This window comes from Micromonospora sagamiensis (genome assembly GCF_014680085.1).
Taxonomy (GTDB): Bacteria; Actinomycetota; Actinomycetes; order Mycobacteriales; family Micromonosporaceae; genus Micromonospora; species Micromonospora inyonensis.
In genome coordinates, this window is sequence record NZ_AP023438.1 from 741904 (window position 1) to 761847 (window position 19944).

Annotated in this window: 15 protein-coding genes and 1 pseudogene; 9 read left to right on the plus strand and 7 right to left on the minus strand. The window is 72.7% G+C overall.

From position 1 onward, the window contains the following. Positions 1-61: 61 nt before the first annotated feature. A pseudogene (locus IGA62_RS30540) lies at positions 62-1462 on the minus strand (DedA family protein); the annotation flags it as partial. A 134-nt stretch (positions 1463-1596) separates the two neighbouring features. On the opposite strand from IGA62_RS30540, the gene typA reads away from it, so the two are divergent. From typA to IGA62_RS02855, 3 genes are all read left to right on the plus strand, one after another. Then, the gene (typA, locus tag IGA62_RS02845) at positions 1597-3465 is read left to right on the plus strand and encodes a translational GTPase TypA (protein ID WP_145816450.1); all 1869 of its coding nucleotides are present in this window, start codon (positions 1597-1599) and stop codon (positions 3463-3465) included. Positions 3466-3529: 64 nt separating this feature from the next. Then, the gene (locus tag IGA62_RS02850) at positions 3530-4375 is read left to right on the plus strand and encodes a serine hydrolase (RefSeq protein ID WP_145816448.1); all 846 of its coding nucleotides are present in this window, start codon (positions 3530-3532) and stop codon (positions 4373-4375) included. Between the two features lie 76 nt (positions 4376-4451). Continuing rightward, positions 4452-5129 (plus strand): lysoplasmalogenase, encoded by a 678-nt coding sequence (locus tag IGA62_RS02855; RefSeq protein WP_145816446.1) that lies wholly within the window; start codon positions 4452-4454, stop codon positions 5127-5129. On the opposite strand, the gene IGA62_RS02860 is transcribed toward IGA62_RS02855, so the two are convergent. Next, a complete protein-coding gene (locus tag IGA62_RS02860) occupies positions 5098-5895 on the minus strand; it encodes a tyrosine-protein phosphatase (protein WP_145816444.1) in 798 nt (265 codons plus the stop codon). The two genes, IGA62_RS02855 and IGA62_RS02860, sit on opposite strands and share 32 nt — an antisense overlap. 41 nt (positions 5896-5936) lie before the next feature. Here IGA62_RS02860 and IGA62_RS02865 point away from each other — a divergent pair, with 41 nt between their 5' ends. Both IGA62_RS02865 and IGA62_RS02870 read left to right on the plus strand, forming a co-directional pair. After that, positions 5937-7034 (plus strand): mandelate racemase/muconate lactonizing enzyme family protein, encoded by a 1098-nt coding sequence (locus tag IGA62_RS02865; RefSeq protein WP_145816442.1) that lies wholly within the window; start codon positions 5937-5939, stop codon positions 7032-7034. A 59-nt stretch (positions 7035-7093) separates the two neighbouring features. Further along, on the plus strand, positions 7094-8017 hold the full coding sequence (locus IGA62_RS02870; RefSeq protein WP_145816440.1) for a C40 family peptidase: 924 nt from the start codon (positions 7094-7096) through the stop codon (positions 8015-8017). Positions 8018-8094: 77 nt separating this feature from the next. Here the strand turns inward: IGA62_RS02870 and IGA62_RS02875 are convergent, their stop codons facing one another. Next, the gene (locus IGA62_RS02875) at positions 8095-9093 is read right to left on the minus strand and encodes a TerC family protein (RefSeq protein WP_145816438.1); all 999 of its coding nucleotides are present in this window, start codon (positions 9091-9093) and stop codon (positions 8095-8097) included. Positions 9094-9647: 554 nt separating this feature from the next. On the opposite strand from IGA62_RS02875, the gene IGA62_RS02880 reads away from it, so the two are divergent. Together IGA62_RS02880 and IGA62_RS02885 are read left to right on the plus strand one after the other, a co-directional pair. Further along, complete coding sequence (locus tag IGA62_RS02880) at positions 9648-9941, plus strand: antibiotic biosynthesis monooxygenase family protein (RefSeq protein ID WP_145816436.1); 294 nt, start codon at positions 9648-9650, stop codon at positions 9939-9941. 98 nt (positions 9942-10039) lie between these two features. Then, positions 10040-10801 carry an SDR family oxidoreductase gene (locus IGA62_RS02885; protein WP_145816434.1) on the plus strand — a complete coding sequence of 254 codons (762 nt, stop codon included), beginning with the start codon at positions 10040-10042 and terminating at the stop codon, positions 10799-10801. A 31-nt stretch (positions 10802-10832) separates the two neighbouring features. Here IGA62_RS02885 and IGA62_RS02890 read toward each other — a convergent pair whose 3' ends face one another. Beyond that, the gene (locus tag IGA62_RS02890; RefSeq protein ID WP_145816432.1) at positions 10833-11699 is read right to left on the minus strand and encodes a helix-turn-helix domain-containing protein; all 867 of its coding nucleotides are present in this window, start codon (positions 11697-11699) and stop codon (positions 10833-10835) included. Between the two features lie 182 nt (positions 11700-11881). After that, a complete protein-coding gene (uvrB, locus tag IGA62_RS02895; RefSeq protein WP_145816430.1) occupies positions 11882-13990 on the minus strand; it encodes an excinuclease ABC subunit UvrB in 2109 nt (702 codons plus the stop codon). Positions 13991-14287: 297 nt separating this feature from the next. Between uvrB and IGA62_RS02900 the strand changes: the two genes are divergently transcribed. Further along, positions 14288-15841: a hypothetical protein gene (locus IGA62_RS02900; RefSeq protein ID WP_145816428.1), complete on the plus strand. Its 1554-nt coding sequence runs from the start codon at positions 14288-14290 to the stop codon at positions 15839-15841. Between the two features lie 55 nt (positions 15842-15896). Here the strand turns inward: IGA62_RS02900 and coaE are convergent, their stop codons facing one another. Both coaE and rpsA read right to left on the minus strand, forming a co-directional pair. Further along, complete coding sequence (coaE, locus tag IGA62_RS02905; protein WP_145816426.1) at positions 15897-17078, minus strand: dephospho-CoA kinase; 1182 nt, start codon at positions 17076-17078, stop codon at positions 15897-15899. Between the two features lie 199 nt (positions 17079-17277). After that, a complete protein-coding gene (rpsA, locus tag IGA62_RS02910) occupies positions 17278-18768 on the minus strand; it encodes a 30S ribosomal protein S1 (protein WP_145816424.1) in 1491 nt (496 codons plus the stop codon). A 347-nt stretch (positions 18769-19115) separates the two neighbouring features. On the opposite strand from rpsA, the gene IGA62_RS02915 reads away from it, so the two are divergent. After that, complete coding sequence (locus tag IGA62_RS02915; RefSeq protein WP_145816422.1) at positions 19116-19919, plus strand: class I SAM-dependent methyltransferase; 804 nt, start codon at positions 19116-19118, stop codon at positions 19917-19919. The last annotated feature ends 25 nt before the right edge of the window (positions 19920-19944 follow it).

Genomic DNA, 19944 nt, shown 5'->3' on the forward strand with positions numbered 1-19944 from the left:
GGGCCCCCTGCTCCTCAGAAAACGACTGCAGGGGGCCCCTGCTACCACCCGACGCGTCGGCACCGTCCACAACGGCCGGACCGGCCGGACCGGCCGGTTCGGGCGGGCGGGGGGCGGGGGCCAGCGCCTCGGTGCGCTGGGCGCGGTCGTGGGTGGCCCAGGCGACCACGAAGACCACCGTCCAGAGCACCCCCAGCAGGACCGAGCTGACCGTCCCGCTGGCCGAACTGAGTCCCAGGTAGAGCCGGGCCAGACCGATGCCGGCGCTGCCGACCGCCGCGCCCGTCCACCCGGCCACCGCCACCGGCCAACGGGCACCCCGGGCCAGCAACCAGGCCAGGGTGCAGAAGCCGGCCGAGACCACCGCGATCTGGGTGGGGAACAGCAACGCCTCCGACGGCGAGGTGAGGTCGGCCACCACCGCCAGCACCACCAGCGGCACGAACGCCCCCACCGTCCCGAGCAGGCCGAGCAGGTCCGCCCGGTAGGTCCGTCGCCGCCAGGCGAGCACCCCGGCGACCAGGGCGACCACCAGAATCAGCACCGGCCCCCGGAACGCCGACACCACGGCCAGGGTGACGTCCACCGCACCCGGGGTGCGCCGGGACGCGAACCACTGCGCGATCGCCGCGTCCACCGAGGCCAGGCCGCTGTGCCGGACCACCGCGCCGAGCAGCCAGGCGATCACCAGCCCGGCACCGAACAGCAGCGCCAACCCGGCCGTCACGTTCAGCAGCAGCGCCCAGGTCGCGCCGATGCGGGCGCCGAGCAGGAACAGCAGGATCCCGTACCGGCGGGTCACCCAGCTCAGCGGCGGCACCGCCAGCGCCCGGTCGAACAGCGCCCGCGCCGGGTCCGGGTTGCGCCCCAGCCAGCGGCCGGCCAGCACGATCGCCAGCACGCACCCGGCCAGCACCAGCACCGCGCCGGTGGCCCGCCCCAGGTACGCCGAGACCGTCTCGTACGACTCGCCGGCCAGGTAGCCGACCAGCACCGAACCACCCACCCAGGTGACCACGCCGCCGACGTTCCAGGGCAGGAACCGGCGGTACGGCAGCCCCGCCGCCCCCGCCAGCCGGGGCACCAGGGTGCGGGCGAACGCCACCCAGCGGGCCGCGAGCACCCCCCGCCCGCCCAGCCGCTCCAGCATCGCGTCGGCGCGACCCCACCGGTGCGGACCGACCCGGGCACCCCAGCGGGAGGCGCGCAGCCGGGGGCCGTACCGCCGACCCGAGCGGTAGGCGAGGGTGTCACCGAGCACCGCGGCGGTGATCATGACCAGCATCGCCGGGCCCAGGCGCAACGTGCCGGTGAACGAGAGGAAGCCCACCAGCAGCAGCGTCGCCTCGCCCGGCGCGACCAGGCCGATGAGCAGCGCCGTCTCCCCGGCGACGATCAACGCCGCAGCCAGGTAGATCAGCTCGGCCGGCAGGTGTTGCAGCAGGTTCACCAGATCGTGCACTCAAGCCCCCGACACACGACGGTCAGCATGCCAGCACCAGTACCGAGTGTGACAGGAGTTTCACGGGGAATCCGGGCCGGCTCCGGGGTGACCCCGACGCCGCCCCTGATCCGGCGGACGAGAGGATGGAAACCATGCAGCTTCGCACCGACCTCCGCAACGTCGCCATCATCGCCCACGTCGACCACGGCAAGACCACGCTGGTCGACGCCATGTTGCGGCAGGCCGGCGCCTACGGCGCCCGCGGCGAGACGACCGAGCGGGTGATGGACTCGATGGACCTGGAACGGGAGAAGGGCATCACCATCCTCGCCAAGAACACCGGGGTGCGTTACCTCCCGGCGGACGGCTCCGGCCCGGTCACCATCAACATCATCGACACCCCCGGCCACGCCGACTTCGGTGGCGAGGTCGAGCGTGGGTTGACCATGGTCGACGGGGTGGTGCTGCTCGTGGACGCCAGCGAGGGCCCGCTGCCGCAGACCCGCTTCGTGCTCCGTAAGGCGTTGAAGGCGCGGATGCCGATCATCCTGGTGATCAACAAGGTGGACCGCCCGGACGCGCGGATCAAGGACGTCGTCGACGACACCTACGAGCTCTTCCTCGACCTCGACGCCGACGAGGAGCAGATCGACTTCCCGATCATCTACGCCTGCGCCCGCGACGGCATCGCCTCCCTCACGCAGCCCGCCGACGGGGCCGTCCCCGACGACAGCCACAGCCTCGAACCGCTCTTCCGCACCCTGCTCGACACCATCCCGCCGCCCACGTACGACGAGGACGCCCCGCTCCAGGCCCACGTCACCAACCTCGACGCCTCCCCGTTCCTCGGCCGCCTCGCGCTGTGCCGGGTCCGGCAGGGCACCATCCGCAAGGGCGAGACCGTCGCCTGGTGCCGCACCGACGGCACCACCGCGCGGGTCCGCATCTCCGAGCTGCTGATGACCGAGGGCCTGGAGCGCAAGCCCGCCGATTCCGCCGGGCCGGGCGACATCATCGCGGTCGCCGGCATCCCCGAGATCATGATCGGCGAGACCCTCGCCGACGCCGAGGACCCCCGCCCGCTGCCGCTGATCACCGTCGACGAGCCGGCCATCTCGATGACCATCGGCACCAACACCTCCCCGCTGGTCGGCCGGGTCAAGGGCGCCAAGGTCACCGCCCGGATGGTCAAGGACCGCCTGGACAAGGAACTCGTCGGCAACGTGTCCCTGCGGGTGCTGCCCACCGAGCGCCCGGACGCCTGGGAGGTGCAGGGCCGTGGCGAGCTGGCCCTGGCCATCCTGGTCGAGCAGATGCGCCGGGAGAACTACGAACTGACCGTCGGCAAGCCGCAGGTGGTCACCCGCGAGATCGACGGAAAGACCTGCGAGCCGGTCGAGCGGCTCACCATCGACGCCCCCGACGAGTACCTCGGCGCGATCACCCAGCTCCTCGCCACCCGCAAGGGCCGGATGGAGCAGCTGGTCAACCACGGCACCGGCTGGATCCGGATGGAGTGGCTGGTCCCGGCGCGCGGCCTGATCGGCTTCCGCACCGAGTTCCTCACCGAGACCCGGGGCACCGGCATCCTGCACCACGTCTTCGAGTCCTACGAGCCGTGGTTCGGGGAGCTGCGCACCCGCAACAACGGCTCCCTGGTCGCCGACCGCGCCGGCGCGGTCACCGCGTTCGCCATGACCAACCTCCAGGAGCGCGGCCAGCTCTTCGTCGAGCCGGGCACCGAGGTGTACGAGGGCATGATCGTCGGCGAGAACTCCCGCTCCGACGACATGGACGTCAACATCACCAAGGAGAAGAAGCTCACCAACATGCGCTCGTCGACCGCCGACGAGACCGAGAAGCTCATCCCGCCCCGCAAGCTCTCCCTCGAGCAGGCGCTGGAGTTCTGCCGCGAGGACGAGTGCGTCGAGGTCACCCCGGCCGCCGTCCGCATCCGCAAGGTCGTCCTCGACCAGACCCAGCGCGGCCGGATGGCCGCCCGGCGCAAGCACGCCGGCTGAGACACCGGTCGCGGGGGCCGCACCGGCCCCCGCGACCCACCGGCCATCGGCTACGGTCACCGCCATGACCTGGGACGACCTCGACGCCCGCCTGGCGGCTGTGCCCGGCACCGTCTCGGCACACGTCGGTCGCCCCGGCGCCGACCCCACCTGGACCCACGCCGCGCACACCCCCCACTACGCGGCCAGCACCATGAAGGTCGCCGTCCTCGCCGCCCTCTACCGGGCCGCCGACGCCGGCACCCTCGACCCGGACACGGCGGTGCCGGTGCACAACGACTTCCCGTCCGCCCACCCCGACGGGCCGCGCTTCCGCCTCACCCCGGACTACGACAACGACGACGCCGTCTGGCAGCGCCTCGACCGCACCGCCACGCTGCGCTGGCTCGCCGAGCGCATGATCGTCCGCTCCAGCAACCTGGCCACCAACATCCTCCTCGGCCATGTCGGGTTCCCCGCCGTCGCCGACGTCTGGACCCTGGCCGGCGCCCGGCACAGCGTCACCGGGCGGGGCATCGAGGACTCCGCCGCCCGCGCCGCCGGCATCACCAACCTGGTCACCGCCGCCGACCTCGCCGCCCTGCTCGGCGCGCTCGCCGTCGGCGCCACCCGCCCCGGCCCGGTCGCCACCCCCACCAGCTGCGCCACCATGCTCGACGTGCTGTGCGCCCAGGAGTTCCGCGAGGACCTCCCCGCCGGACTCCCCGCCGGGGTGCCCATCGCCCACAAGAACGGCTGGGTCACCGGCGTCCGGCACGGCGTCGGCGTGGTCCTCCCCCACGACGCGCCCCCGTACGTGCTCGCCGTCTGCACCACCACCGACCTCACCGACGCCGACGCCTGCCGGCTGCTCGCCGACGTCTCCGCCCAGGTCTGGGCGGCCCGCCACGACCTGCGGCCCGCCCCCTGAACCCGGTGCCGGCCACGCCCCGGCGAGCCGTCCGACGGCCGACCACCCCGCTCCCCCACCCCCACCAGGAGCCCTCATGCCGTACCACCGGCTGCCGCTGCTCGTCTTCGCCACCCTGACGGCAGCCAACCTCACCGCCGTCGCCACCGACCACCGCCTCGGCGTCCTGCTCAGCAAACCGCTGCTGATCCCGGCGCTCGCCGCGTACCTCACCCTGGCCGCCGCCGCCCACGGCCGGCGACCGGACCGGCTGGTCCTCGCCGCACTGGTCCTCTCCACCGGCGGCGACATCGCCCTCCTCGTCGACGGCACCGCCGCGTTCCTCGTCGGCATGGCGCTCTTCCTCGGCGCGCACCTGTGCTACATCACCGCGTTCACCCGGCACGGCGCCGCCCGGACGCTGCTCCGCCCGCCGCTGGTCGCCGTCGGCATCGGATACGCCACCGGCACCGCCGCCGTCCTGGTCTGGATGTGGCCCGGCCTCACCGACGCCGGACTGGCCCTGCCCGTCGCCGGCTACGCCGTCGCGCTGGCCACCATGGCCACCACCGCCGCCGCGCACGGCCCCCGCGTCGCCCTCGGCGGCGGGCTCTTCCTCCTGTCCGACCTGATCATCGCCACCGGCGTGGCCGACGTCGGCCAGCTCCCCGGCCACGGGGTGTGGGTGATGGCCACCTACTGCCTCGGGCAGGCGCTCATCGTCACCGGCTGGGCCGCCCGGCTCACTCCAGCAGGTTCGCCCGCACCGCGCTGACCAGTTCGTCGGTCACGCCCAGCCCGTCGCGCAGGTACGCCTCGAACGACCCGTGCACCCGGACCACCTCGTCGTAGGCGGCGTCCAGGTACTCCGGCCGGACCTCCAGCACCGGCCGCACCGCGTCCACGTCCAGCTCCGGCCGACGCCGCCGCATCGCCTCCAGCAGCACCTCCCGCAGGCTCACCGTCAACTCGTTGTGCCGCAGGTAGTCGGCGCGGATCGCCGCCTCGTCCACCCCCAGCACGGTCAACAGCACCACCGCCAGCCAGCCCGTGCGGTCCTTGCCCGCCGAGCAGTGGAACACCAGCGGCAGGTTCGCCGGGTCGGCAGCCAGCCGCAGCGCGGCACCGAACCCGCGCCGCGCCGACTCCCCGGTCACGAACCACCGGTAGATCGCCGCCATCGCCGCCGGGGTGCCCTGCTCCGCCAACGCCCCGTACGCCTCCAGGTCATGCCCGAGCAGCAACGCCGAGACGTAGGTGAAGACCGGGTGCGCCGCGTCGTGCACCGGCAGGTGCACCACCGTCGGCTCACCGGGCAGCCGGTCCGGCGGGGCCTCCGCGATCTCGGCGGCATACCGCAGGTCGACCACGCACGCCGGGGCGAGCGTCGCCAGCACCGGCAGGTCCTCGTCGGTCAGCCGCCCCAACGCCGGCGTACGGAGCAGCAACCCCGCCCGCACCCGCCGCCCGTCCGCGCCGACCAGACCACCCAGGTCCCGCGCGTTCGGCGCGCCCACCAGTTCCCAGTCCCGCACCGTCATCCGGCCTCCCCTACCCGCGTCCGTCCGTATAGGGTGCCGCAATGTCGATCGCCGCTGTCCGCACCCACCGGCTTTCCGCCCCGCTGCACACCCCCTTCGTCACCGCCCTGCGCCGCACCACCACCGTCGAGACCCTCGTCGTCGAGATCGTCGACGACGAGGGACGCTCCGGGTTCGGGGAGGCCCCGCAGGTCTGGCAGGTCACCGGCGCGTCGATCGACGGCTCCCGCGCCTGCGTCCACGAGATGCTCGGCCCGCTGATCGCCGGACGCGACGCCGACGACCTCAACGCCCGCTGCGCCGAGATCCAACGCGCCGTCGCCGGCAACGAGGCGGCGAAGGCCGCCGTCGACACCGCCCTGCACGACCTCGCCGCCCGCCGTCTCGGCGTACCCCTGGTGCGGCTGCTCGGTGGCACCAGCCGGCGCGTGCCCACCGACGTCACCGTCTCCGCCGGGGACGCCGTCGACCTGGCCGCCACCGCCCGGCACCGCGCGGCCGACGGCTTCACCGTGCTCAAGCTCAAGGTCGGCACCGACGCCGCCGGCGACCTGGACCGGGTCCGCGCGGTCCGCGCGGCGGTAGGCCCCGGGGTGCGGATCCGCCTCGACGCCAACCAGGGCTGGACGCCCCGCGAGGCGGTCCGGGTCATCCGCGGCATCGAGGACGCCGGGCTCGACGTCGAACTGGTCGAACAGCCCGTCGCCCACTGGGACCTGGACGGGCTGGCCTGGGTCAGCGACCGGGTGGACGTACCGATCCTCGCCGACGAGTCCGTCTTCGGGCCGCGCGACCTGGTCGAGGTGATCCGCCGCCGCGCCGCCGACCTGGTCAACGTCAAGCTCGCCAAGGCTGGCGGACTGCGCCCGGCCCGTACCCTGCTCGACCTGGCCGCCGCCCACGGCGTCGGCACGCTGGTCGGGTCGATGATGGAGAGCCAGATCGGCGTCGGCGCCGCCGCCAGCCTGGTCGCCGCCTACGGCACCACCGTCGTGCCCGACCTCGACGCCGCCTGGTGGCTGGCCTGGTCGCCGGTGCGCGGCGGCATGCGGTACGACGGCGCGACCGTGGTGCTCCCCGACGCCCCCGGTCTCGGCGTGAAGTCGATCGATGAAGCAAAGATCCAGCCACGTGCTTGATGACCGTTGGAATCTTTCATAAGGTCACCGCAACGACCCCCCGACGCCTGGGAGTGCACGTGGAACTGCGAGCCGGCCAGCGGGCCGTCGTCCGGGTCGGCGTAGCGACCCTCTGGAGCGGCCCCGAAGCGGTCCGCCCGATCGACGCCCCCGCGCTCGGCGCGCACGTCGACACCGCAGCCTGGATCGCCGGCATGGACACCGACCAGCAGGTCGGCGACTGTGTCCTGAGCCAGCTGCTGCTCGGCGAGGAGGTGCTGGTCACCGAGACGGGCCCCCGGGGCTGGGTGCGGGTCGTCGCCGTCGAACAGCCCGCCGTCGACCTCGACCCACGCGGCTACCCCGGCTGGTTGCCCACCGGCCAGCTCGCCGCCGCACCCACCGGCACCCCGACCGTCACCGACCCGCTGGTCGTCGACGCCACCGTCACCGCCCTGCACGCCACCCCGCACGGTGACGTCCGGATCTCCGGCGTCGTCCTCGGCACCCGGCTCACCCCCGCCGGTCCGGCCGTCGACGGCTGGCGACCGGTACACGCCCCCGGGCATCCCGAACCGCTCTGGCTCCCCGACCACCACACCGTCCCCCTGCCGACCCACCCCCCGGCCCCGGACGAGGTGCTCGCCGTCGCCGAGCGGCTCCGCGACGTCGTCTACATCTGGGGCGGTACGTCCCCCGCCGGGATCGACTGCTCCGGTCTGGTGCACCTGGCCTGGCGGCGGTTCGGGGTCCAGCTGCCCCGCGACGCCGGGGAGCAGGCCGCCGCGACCACCCCCGTGGAGTTCGGCACCGAACGCGCCGGCGACCTGTACTTCTTCGCCCGGGACGGCAGCGGGATCCACCACGTCGGCATCGTCAGCGCGCCACCGCGCCCCGGCGACGACCGCCGCATGCTGCACGCCTGCTACCAGCGCCGCCGGGTGCTCGAGGAACGCCTCCCCGACGACCGGACCGCCACCCTGGTCGGCGTACACCGCGTCTGAACCCGGCGGTCACCCCGGCCCGCAGACGGCTCGGGGCGTCCGCCGGATCCGGCGGACGCCCCGAGGCGGTGAGTCGGTCAGTGCTTGACGGCCAGCAGCTCGCGGCGGCGGTCCCGGGACGACTTGATCAGGCTGGCGATCGTCGCCACGGCGAGCGTGCCGAGGATGACCATCAACGAGAGCCAGATCGGGATGTGCGGGGCCCAGCTGACGTGCTCGCCACCGTTGAGGAACGGCAGATTGTTCTCGGCGAGGGCCTCCAGCATCAGCTTGACGCCGATGAAGCCGAGCACCACGGCCAGGCCGGTGCTGAGGTAGATCAGACGGTCGAGCAGACCACCGAGCAGGAAGTAGAGCTGCCGGAGCCCCATCAGCGCGAAGACGTTCGCGGTGAAGACCAGGTACGGCTCCTGGGTGATGCCGAAGATCGCCGGGATCGAGTCCAGCGCGAAGATCAGGTCGGTGGTGCCGATCGCGATCATGACAATCAGCATCGGGGTGAAGAGGCGCTTACCGTACAGCCGCGTGGTCATCTTCGCGCCGTCGTAGCCGTTGGAGATGGGCAGCGCGCGCCGGCTCCACCGGATCAGCACGTTCTCAGTGAACTCGTCCTCGTCCGGCTCGCCCTGCCGGGCCAGGTTGATCGCGGTGTAGATGAGGAACGCGCCGAAGATGTAGAAGACCCAGGTGAACTGCGAGATCAGCGCCGCGCCGGCCGCGATGAAGCCACCCCGCATGATCAGCGCCAGCACGATGCCGATCAGCAGCACCTTCTGCTGGTACTGCCGGGGCACCGCGAACCGGGCCATGATGATCACGAAGACGAAGAGGTTGTCCACCGAGAGGCTGTACTCGGTGAGCCAGCCGGTGTAGAACTCACCGGCCACCTTGCCGCCGCCGAACACCCAGAGGCCGACGCCGAAGAGCAGGGCCAGACCGACGTAGAAGCCCACCCAGAGGCTGGACTCGCGGACGCTGGGCTCATGGGGGCGACGGCCGATTACCAACAGGTCGAAAACCAGGATCGCGGTCAGCGCGATCAGGGTCACGGCCCAGACCAGTCCGGACACGTTCACAGCATATCCTCCGGCAGACACACAGCGACAGGCACACCGCAACCCCGTCGGACAAGGGGCATGGCAGGGCTCGGTGTGCCGGTGACGCTGACTTTGGTGACTGTCGGAGGTCTCTCCCGCCACCGCTCCGCGAACGGATCGGTGACCGATGGTGCCGGGTCGACCGTCGGGGACGTTCGACCGTGCTGACGACACCGTCGCGAGGGATACTCCCCTCCTCAGCGGTCATTGTTCACCATGCACGCCTCCCGGCGCATCTTCCGGCACGACGAATGCCGACCACGTCACGTTCTCTTGCCTGTCACCGGTTCCGGGGTCCCGAAGCGGGCGGCCGGCGTTCCGGCGTACCACCAGGGGTGATTCGCGGTAGGCGCGAGGTGACACATCGTGCAGTGCGTCCTAGGAGGCTAGGTGCAAGCTGGTGAACTCCGGCGCGGCATGAGGCCGGCCGGCACAGCCGACGTCGCCTGTCCGGCACAGCCGTCGCCCGTCCGGTGTGGGACGGGACCGCACCGCCGCCCGGGGCCGTCGACCGGCATGGCAGGCTGCGGGGCATGGTGCTTGAGGTCGCGCTCATCGACGTACTGCCCGGACACGAGGACGCGTTCGCCGCCGCGTACGCCCAGGGCCACCCGATTCTCGCCAGCACGCCCGGCTGCCGCTCGGTGCGGATGACCCGGGGCGTCGAATCGCCGTCGCGGTTCGTGCTGCTCGTCGAGTGGGACTCCGTCGAGGCCCACGAACGCGAGTTCCGGGGCACCGAGCGGTTCACGCAGTGGCGGGCCCTGATCGGACCGCACTTCGCCGGCCCTCCGCGGGTCGAGCACTTCGTCGACGTACCGGCCTGACGGCGCCGCCCGGCGTCGACGAGAGAGGTCCGGAGGGCGGGACCCGGGGCAGCGAAAAGCCATCGCGTCCGCCCGGCACCTGTGGTTGGCTCGCGGGCATGACCGAGCGGGTGGCCCTGGTGACCGGAGTCAGTCGGGGCATCGGCATCGGCGCGGCGGTCGCCCGAGCCCTCGCGGGGGCGGGTCACCGGCTCCTGCTCACCGGCCTGCCCCGCTACGACGACGCCCAGCCCTACGGCGGCGACCCGCAGGGCGTGCCGAACCTCCTCGCCGAGCTGGGCGGAGCGGCCCACCACGTCACCGCCGACCTGCTGGACCCGGCCGCACCGGCCGACCTGGTGGCCGAGGCCGTCCGGCGGTACGGCCGGCTGGACACGGTGGTGGCGGTGCACGCCTACTCCACCCGCACCTCGCTCGGCACGCTGGAGGCGGGCGAGATCGACCGGCACCTGCTGGTCAACGTCCGGGCGACGCTGCTGCTGGCCGAGGCCTTCGCCGCCGCGTTCACCGGCGGTGCCGGCGGTCGGCTGGTGCTGTTCTCCAGCGGGCAGCGGCTCGGTCCGATGCCGGACGAACTGGCGTACGCGGTGAGCAAGGCCGCCGTGGAGAACCTGACCACCCAGCTCGCGCCCCTGCTGACGCCCCGGGGAATCACGGTCAACTGCCTCAACCCCGGCCCCACCGACACCGGTTACGCCCCGCCCGAGGTGCACGCCGCGGTGGCCCGCCACTTCCCCGGCGGGCAGTGGGGCACGCCGGAGGACGCGGCGCGCCTGGTGGCCTTCCTCTGCTCACCCGAGGCCCGCTGGGTCACCGGTCAGGTCATCGACTCGGAGGGCGGATTCCAGCGGTACGCCTGAGCGACGTCGGGGACACGGCCCAGCTGCCGGCTCACTCCTCGGCCGCGTGCCGGGTGAGCAGCTCGATCGTGTCGGCGGCGGACAGGGCCGCGTCGAGCAGCCAGCCGGCGATCTGCTCGTAGCGACGGACGTCCGGCTCGGCGGTCAGCCGCAGGTCGGTGGTGAGCGCCTCCAGCACCACGGTGCGCGGGTCGGCCGGATCCGGAAAGGCGTAGCAGGAGAACGGCGTCAGCGGGTGCATCACACTCCCGGCCACCGCGACACCCCGGGGCAGGACCCGGATCGTCACGTTCGTCCGCCGGGCCGCCGCCACCAGGTGCCGCGCCTGGTCCCGCCACACCGGGGCGGCGAGGCCGGCGCCGGTGAGCACCGCCTCGTCGAGGACGGCGGTGTAGCGGGGCGCATCCGCCCGTTGCAACACGTCCTGGCGGGCCGCCCGGGCCCGGGTGTCCGCCTCCACGTCGATCTCGGGATCGATCAGCCGGCCGGCGGCCACCCGCAGCCGCGCGTACGCCCGGGTCTGGAGCAGCCCCGGCACCACCGCGGGCTGGTACTCGAAGATGGTGGCCGCCCCCGCCTCCAGCTCGGCGTAGGTGCGTTGCCGCTCCCCCATCTCGCCGAGGGCCTTCCACCAGCTCCGGTTGGTCGCGGCGTCCCGGGCGATGACGATGAGCGCCTCCCGCTGCGCCACCGGGACCTCGTAGACGTCGAGCAGGTCGAAGACGTCCGCCAGGTCGGGGCGGCTCTGCCCCAGCTCGATCCGGGACAGTTTGGAGGTGGAAGCCCAGCCCAGCCGTTCGCAGACCTGCTCGAGGGTGAGCGCCGCCTGGCGACGAAGCTGGCGCAGCTCCGCGCCCAGGCGCGCCCGGCGGATAACGGGACTCGTTGGCAGCGGCATCCGGCCTCCCACCGTCGGAGACTACGGGCGGCGGAAACCCAACGCAATACCCTGCTCACAGAGAGCAACAAGAGGTGCCGGCGCGTCGCCCACGGTCCGGCGACCCGGGGACGCAGACGGGGCACGGCGGTCCGACGATCGGGACATCCTGCCCACCGACCGGTGAGCCCGCCCCCGGGACGTCACTTCACCCCGGCCGCGTCCATGCCCCGCAGCTCCTTCTTGAGTTCGGCGACCTCGTCCCGGATCCGGGCGGCCAGTTCGAACTGCAACTCCCGGGCAGCGGCGAGCATCTGGTCGTTGAGTTCCTGGATGAGCTGGGCGAGGTCGGCGCGGGCCATCCCCTCCCGGGACGGGCCGGCAGTCACCCGGGAGCGACTGCGGGTCTCCTTGACCGGGGCCTTGCCCCGGGAGAGCTGGCGTACCGCACCGCCGACCCGGTGGTCGGTCTCGGTGTCCTCCGCCTCGCGGTAGATGTCGTCCAGGATGTCGTGGATCTTCTTGCGCAGCGGCTCGGGGCTGATCCCGTTGGCCTCGTTGTGCGCGATCTGCTTGGCCCGCCGCCGGTTGGTCTCGTCGATCGCCTCGGCCATCGACGGAGTGATCTTGTCGGCGTACATGTGCACCTGACCGGAGACGTTCCGGGCCGCCCGGCCGATGGTCTGGATCAGCGACCGGCCGCTGCGCAGGAAGCCCTCCTTGTCGGCGTCGAGGATCGCCACCAGGGAGACCTCGGGCAGGTCGAGACCCTCCCGGAGCAGGTTGATGCCGACCAGCACGTCGTAATCGCCCTTGCGCAGCTCGCTCAGCAGCTCCACCCGGCGCAGCGTGTCGACCTCGGAGTGCAGGTAGCGCACCCGGATGCCGTTCTCCAACAGGTAGTCGGAGAGATCCTCGGCCATCTTCTTGGTCAGCGTGGTGACCAGCACCCGCTCGTCGCGTTCGGTACGCAGGCGGATCTCGTGCATCAGGTCGTCGATCTGCCCCTTGGTGGGCTTCACGACGACCTCCGGGTCGACCAGCCCGGTCGGACGGATCACCTGCTCGACGTACTCGCCCTGCGCCTGCCCCATCTCCCAGGGGCCCGGGGTGGCGGAGAGGAAGACCATCTGGCCCACCCGCTCCAGGAACTCGTCGAAACGCAGCGGCCGGTTGTCGGCCGCGCTGGGCAGCCGGAACCCGTGGTCGATCAGCATCCGCTTGCGGGAGGCGTCGCCCTCGTACATGCCGCCGATCTGCGGGATCGTCACGTGCGACTCGTCGACGACGGTGAGGAAGTCGTCCGGGAAGTAGTCGAGCAGGCAGTGCGGCGGGCTGCCGGGCAGCCGGCCGTCGATGTGCATGGAGTAGTTCTCGATGCCGGAGCAGAAGCCCACCTGCCGCATCATCTCGAGGTCGTAGGTGGTGCGCATCCGCAGTCGCTGCGCTTCCAGCAGCTTCCCCTGCCGTTCCAGCTCGGCGAGGCGCTCGGCCAGCTCCGCCTCGATGTCGCGGACGGCCCGCTCCATCCGCTCCGCGCCGGTGGCGTAGTGCGAGGCCGGAAAGATCAACAGAGTGGGGATCTCGCGTACCACGTCGCCGGTGACCGGGTTGAGGTAGTAGAGCTTCTCCACCTCGTCGCCGAAGAGCTCGATCCGCAGCGCCATCTCCTCGTACGCCGGGATGATCTCCAGGGTGTCGCCCCGGACCCGGAACGTGCCGCGCTGGAAGGCCATGTCGTTGCGGGTGTACTGGATCTCGACCAGTCGCCGCAGCAGCTGGTCGCGGTCGACCTCCTGCCCGACGGTGACCCGGACGGCCTGGTCGAGGTACTCCTCCGGGGTGCCCAGGCCGTAGATCGCCGAGACCGTGGCCACCACGATCACGTCCCGCCGGGTGAGCAGGGACATCGTGGCCGAGTGGCGCAGCCGCTCGACCTCCTCGTTGATCGAGGAGTCCTTCTCGATGTAGGTGTCGGTCTGCGGGATGTACGCCTCGGGCTGGTAGTAGTCGTAGTAGGAGACGAAGTACTCCACCGCGTTGTGCGGGAGCAGTTCGCTGAACTCCTTGGCCAACTGGGCGCAGAGGGTCTTGTTGGGGGCGAGGACCAGCGTCGGCCGTTGCAGGCGCTCGACCAGCCAGGCGGTGGTGGCGCTCTTGCCGGTGCCGGTCGCGCCGAGCAGGACCGTGTTCCGGTCGCCCCGGCGGACACGCCGCTCCAGGTCGTCGATGGCGGCGGGCTGGTCGCCGGCCGGCTGGAAATCGCTGACGACCTGGAAACGTCCGTCGAGACGGGGGATGTCGAGCGCCATGACCCAACGGTACGCCGCGGGTGTGACACTCCGGCCCGAACCCGGGACCTACCCTGACCAGCTTCGATATTCTCGTTGTGGGCTACATCTCACCACGCTAAGGTGTGCTCCGTAGGCCGCTCGCGGCGGCCGACCGGGCCGGGGCCCGGCCCTCGTCGGCCGACCCGCCCGGCGCAGGGGCCGCGGCACCCGGGTCGACCGGCGTGCGCCCCCGGTGCGGTCGCGCCGAGCGCGCAGACCGGCCGCCGCGAGCGCCCCTGCTCGTCACCCCAGCCCGGTCGGGGCGTTTCACCACTCGTGGAGACATCGCCCGAGCCGGGACCCGGACACGCGCCCGCCCCGGGCGACGCCGATCCGGCCGTCCGCGGCGACCCGGACGCCACCACCCGGACGGTCCGTCGCGGTCGGGACGCCACCACCCGGACCGCTCGTCGCGACCCGGGTGCCGACGGCCGGGCGGCCCGGTCCACACGCCGGCGCCACACCCGCCTGGTCGGGCTCGGCGTCGTGGCGGCCGTCACCGCCTCGGCCCTGGTCGCCGGGCTGCTCACCTGGCAGCCCGACCCGCCCGCCCCGGCCCGTGCGCTCACCGTCGCCGAGGCCGAACGGCTGGCCGCCGTCCGGGTCACGAACTACCGGGACGGACGGGCCGGGTTGCGGGCCACCGTCGGCCGGGGCGGCGACCGCGTCGAGGCGGTCGGCTGGGTCGACTGGACCCGGCCGTTGGTGTACCTCGACGTCGGCGGCCCGGGGGCCGGTCCGCTCCGCGGGCTGGTGCAGGCGACCCCCGATCTCGTGGCGGTCCGTCCCGACCCGGCCGCCGTGCTCACCCCGGCCGTTCCGCCACTGGTGCCCCCGGCCGACAACTGGCGGATCCGCGACCTGCCGGGTCGCCCGCCGGTGGCCGCCCTCCTCGATCTGCTCCTGGCGCTCTCCGCCGACCGGCCCGACCCGGTCGCACGGTTGGGCGGTGCCCGCTGGGTGGCCCGGGACACCGTCGGCCGCACCCCGGTGGACGTGTTCCGCATGGCGGACCCGCCGGCCTCGCCCGACTCCCCCGCCAGCGGCACGCCCACCCGACCTCCGCCCGACGACGGGTGGCGCTACTGGGTGGATCGGGACGCCCGACTGCACCGCCTGACGGCCCGGCTCCCCGGCGCGGTACCGGTGACACTGGATCTGGACCGGTCGCACCGCCCGCCGCTGCACCCGGTGGCCGCCCTCGGGGGCACCCGGGGGTTGCCCCGGGACCTGACCGGGGAGGAGGCGGAGCGGCTGACCGGGATGCCGGCCCGGAACCGGGCCCTCGGCGGCACCGCGCTCACCCTCGCCGTCCCCGCCGGCACCGGCGCGAACCTGCGGGGTGGCGGTTGGCTGGACTGGCGTGGACAGGTCGCCTACCTCGCCACGACCGACCTCGACGCGCCGGAGCAGCGGACCCTCACCCGCCACGACCGGTCGGGGGTAGCCCGGACACAGGTGCCGGTCGGGGACGAGGCCCCGGATGCCCGGCCGCCCCTGCCGCCACCCCGCGACGCCCGCTGGCAGCGGGGCCGAATCGGCCCGGGTGAGCTGGACCTGCTGGTCGGTTCGGCGTTGCGGGCCGGCCGGGAGCCGCCGGACCCGGACCGGGCCACCTGGCTGCGGCGGGACAACGCCGGCAGGCAACCGGTGGACGTCATCGAGGTGCACGACGGACGACACGCGCTGCGGTACTGGCTCGACCGCTCCGGTGTCCTGCTCCGGTTGGAGTTGCGGACCGGGATCGGCGCGTGGGCCCAACTGGACCTGGTGCAGGCACCGGTACCCCGACTGCCCCCGGTCCCGGTCCCCCGCTCGTCGACCCGCTGACCCGACCGTGCCGGCCGGAGGTGTCGCACCCCGGGCGGCGACGCCGACCGTCCGGTCAGGGACGCCAGCCGGTACGGGCGGCCCACGCCTCGGCGCGGCCCTGCTCCTCGTCGAACCAGGGTTCCTTGGCCGTGGTGTACCCGACGTTGTCCGGGGCGGTCGCCGCCACGGCGCGCTTTACCGCCAGGTAGGCCGCCCGCTGTTCCGGGTCGGCCCGCAGGTGGTCGCGCATCAGCAGCGCGTACCGCCAGCCCGGTGAGCCGGCCTCGCGGACGTGCAGGTGGACCGGCCGGCCGGGGTCGGCGCTGCCGTGCAACCGCTTCGGCCAGGGCTTCCCACCCGGAGGGCGGGGGCTGTCCCACCACTCGCCGGGGAACCGGGGAAACCCGGCGGCGGCGAGCCGCTCGGCGACCACGCCGTCCGCCTCGTCCAGCGAGGACACGGCGAGCTGGACGTCGATGACGTCCTTGGCGGGCAGGCCCGGAACCGAGGTCGAGCCGATGTGGTCGATCCGGACGTCGGCGGGGCCCAACGCGTGCCGGATCCGGGCGGCGAGCCGGTCGTACTGCGCCGGCCAGGTCGGATCGGGCTCGGCGAGCCGGACCTGCCGCACCCGGACCACCCGGCGCTGGCGCAGGTTCTCCTCGTACGGCACGAGTCGCCCGTGCCAGAGCGCGTCCACCGCGTCGTGCAGGTCGTCGAGGGTGGCGTCGTTGGCGAGCACGACGTCGGCGACGGCCCGGCGGCGGGCGTCGTCGGCCTGGGCGGCGATCCGCCGCTCGGCCTCCGCCCGGCTCATTCCCCGGTCCCGCGCCAGCCGGGCCAGCCGGATCTCCGGCGCCGTCCGCACCACCACCACCAGGTGGTACGTCGGGGCCAGCCCGACCTCGACCAACAGCGGTACGTCGTTGACCACGATCGCCTCGGGCGACGCGGCGGCGGCCAGCTCGGCGGAACGGGCACGCACGCGCGGGTGGGTGATCGCCTCCAGTCGACGACGCGCCGCCTCGTCACCGAAGACCAGTGCGCCGAGCGCCGGCCGGTCGAGGGAACCGTCGGGGGCGAGCACCCCCGCGCCGAAGGTGGCGACGATCTCGGAGAGCCCGTCGCTGCCCGGGGCGACCACCTCCCGGGCGATCCGGTCCGAATCGACGACCACCGCGCCGAGTCGCGCGAAACGCGCCGCCACCGCGCTCTTACCGGAACCGATGCCTCCGGTCAGGCCCACCTTCAACACCGCACCAGTGAACCCGATCGACCCCGTCCGGTCCAGGCGAGGCGGGCCGTCGACGAGGCGGCGCCGGATCGGGTCGGGTCGGAGCCGGATCGGGTCGGACCGGTCGGGTCGGTCGGGGCGGGTCGGTCGGGTCGGGAAAGGGGAAGGCCCCGTCCGCCGTGGGGAGCCGGGGACGGGGCCTTCGGGTGGTGCCTGTGGATCACTTGCCGCCGGCGAGCTTCTCCCGCAGTGCGGCGAGCGCCTCGTCGGTGGCCAGGGTGCCGGACGGCTCCTCGGTCTGCCGGCTCGGGGCCGGGCTGGTCGAGGAGGTGGTGCCGCCGGTGACCGCGGGGGCCGGGTTGGCAGCGGCCTCGGCGTCGGCGGCCCGGGAGTTCTGCACCTGCTTGGTGTGCGCCTCCCAACGCTGACGAGCCTCGGCGTACTGGTTCTCCCAGGTCTCGCGCTGCTTGTCGTACCCCTCGAGCCACTCGCCCGTCTCCGGGTCGAAGCCCTCCGGGTAGATGTAGTTGCCCTCGTTGTCGTAGGTCGCCGCCATGCCGTAGAGGGTCGGGTCGAAGTGCTCCTCGCCCTCGACGAAGCCCTCGTTGGCCTGCTTGAGCGAGAGCGAGATCCGCCGACGCTCGAGGTCGATGTCGATGACCTTGACCATGACCTCGGAGCCGACCTGGACGACCTGCTCCGGGATCTCCACGTGGCGCTCGGCCAGCTCGGAGATGTGGACCAGACCCTCGATGCCGTCGTCCACCCGGACGAACGCACCGAACGGCACCAGCTTGGTGACCTTACCCGGCACGATCTGCTGGATCGCGTGGGTGCGGGCGAACTGACGCCACGGGTCCTCCTGGGTCGCCTTCAGCGACAGCGAGACCCGCTCACGGTCCAGGTCGACGTCGAGAACCTCGACCTCAACCTCCTGGCCCACCTCGACGACCTCGGACGGGTGGTCGATGTGCTTCCAGGACAGCTCGGAGACGTGCACCAGACCGTCCACGCCGCCGAGGTCGACGAACGCGCCGAAGTTGACGATCGAGGAGACGACGCCCTTGCGGACCTGCCCCTTCTGGAGCTTGTTGAGGAACTCGGTCCGTACCTCGGACTGGGTCTGCTCGAGCCAGGCCCGGCGGGACAGGACCACGTTGTTGCGGTTCTTGTCCAGCTCGATGATCTTGGCCTCGAGCTCCCGGCCGACGTACGGCTGGAGGTCACGCACACGACGCATCTCGACCAGGGAGGCGGGCAGGAAGCCACGCAGCCCGATGTCGAGGATGAGGCCGCCCTTGACCACCTCGATGACCGAGCCGCGGACGACACCGTCCTCGTCCTTGATCTTCTCGATCGTGCCCCAGGCCCGCTCGTACTGCGCCCGCTTCTTCGAGAGGATCAGACGCCCCTCCTTGTCCTCCTTCTGGAGGACGAGGGCCTCGATCTGGTCACCGACCGACACCACCTCGGCCGGGTCCACGTCGTGCTTGATCGACAACTCCCGAGAGGGGATGACACCCTCGGTCTTGTAGCCGATGTCGAGCAGGACCTCGTCCCGATCGACCTTGACGACGGTGCCTTCGACAATGTCGCCGTCATTGAAGTACTTGATGGTCTCGTCGATCGCGGCGAGGAAAGCCTCCTCGGAACCGAGATCGTCGTGGGTGACCCGGGTGGCGCTCGAGGGGGCCTCGATGCTGCTCGTCATGTGGGCGGTTGCTCCGGTCGGATGGTTTGTCACAGCAGGCTTGTGTCGCAGTGACCTGTTCGCGCCAGCGGATCCGCCTCCGGGCACACCGAACGATCGCCTAGTGAGATCATGATGTGGCTCCGTTGACCGCGCGCCTGCTCCCTGCCGAGACACACGATCCGCGAGCGCATCGTCTAGCCTACCGGGTGCATTACCACAGCGTGCAAGGCCTCCCATCCTCTCCGGGGCGCGCCAGCTGCAAAAGCCGATGAATCGCCCGCAATCCCCCACTTCTGTAACAGGCGTCACACCCGTGGGCCGGCACCGACGACAGTCGCCCGGCGGGTGGGGCCTAGCGTGGGCGCGTGGACGACAACCGGGTACTGCGCCGCCGGGTCGGCGACGCCGAGGCGCGCCGGGCCAACCGCCGCTGGTGGGACACCGACGCCGACGACTACCAGGCCGAACACGGCCACTTCCTCGGCGAGGTGGATTTCGTCTGGTGCCCGGAGGGACTGCACGAGGCCGACGCCCGGCTGCTCGGCGACCTCGCCGGCCGGCGGATCCTGGAACTCGGCTGCGGGGCCGCAGCCGCCGCCCGGTGGCTGGCCACCCAGGGGGCCAGGCCGGTCGCCCTCGACCTGTCCGCCGGCATGCTGCGGCACGCCGCCCAGGCCGCCGACCGCAGCGGGGTACGCGTCCCGCTGATACAGGCCGACGCACTGGCCCTCCCCTTCGCCGACGCGGCCTTCGACACGGTCTGCACGGCGTTCGGCGCGATCCCGTTCGTGGCCGACTCGGCGGCGGTGATGCGCGAGGTGGCCCGGGTGCTGCGCCCCGGCGGGCGGTGGGTCTTCTCGGTCACCCACCCGATGCGCTGGATCTTCTACGACGACCCGGGCGAGGGCGGGCTGACCGCCGTCCACTCCTACTTCGACCGCTCCCCCTACGTGGAGCAGGACGAGGACGGCGTCGCCACCTACGTCGAGCAGCACCGCACCCTCGGCGACCGGATCCGGGAGCTGGTCGGTGCCGGGTTCCGCCTGATCGACCTGGTCGAACCGGAGTGGCCGGAGGGACACCAGGGGATCTGGGGCCAGTGGAGCCCGCTGCGTGGGCGGCTCTTCCCCGGCACCGCCATCTTCGTCACCGAGAAGCCCACGAGCTGACCAACCGTTCGACATCATGCTGCCG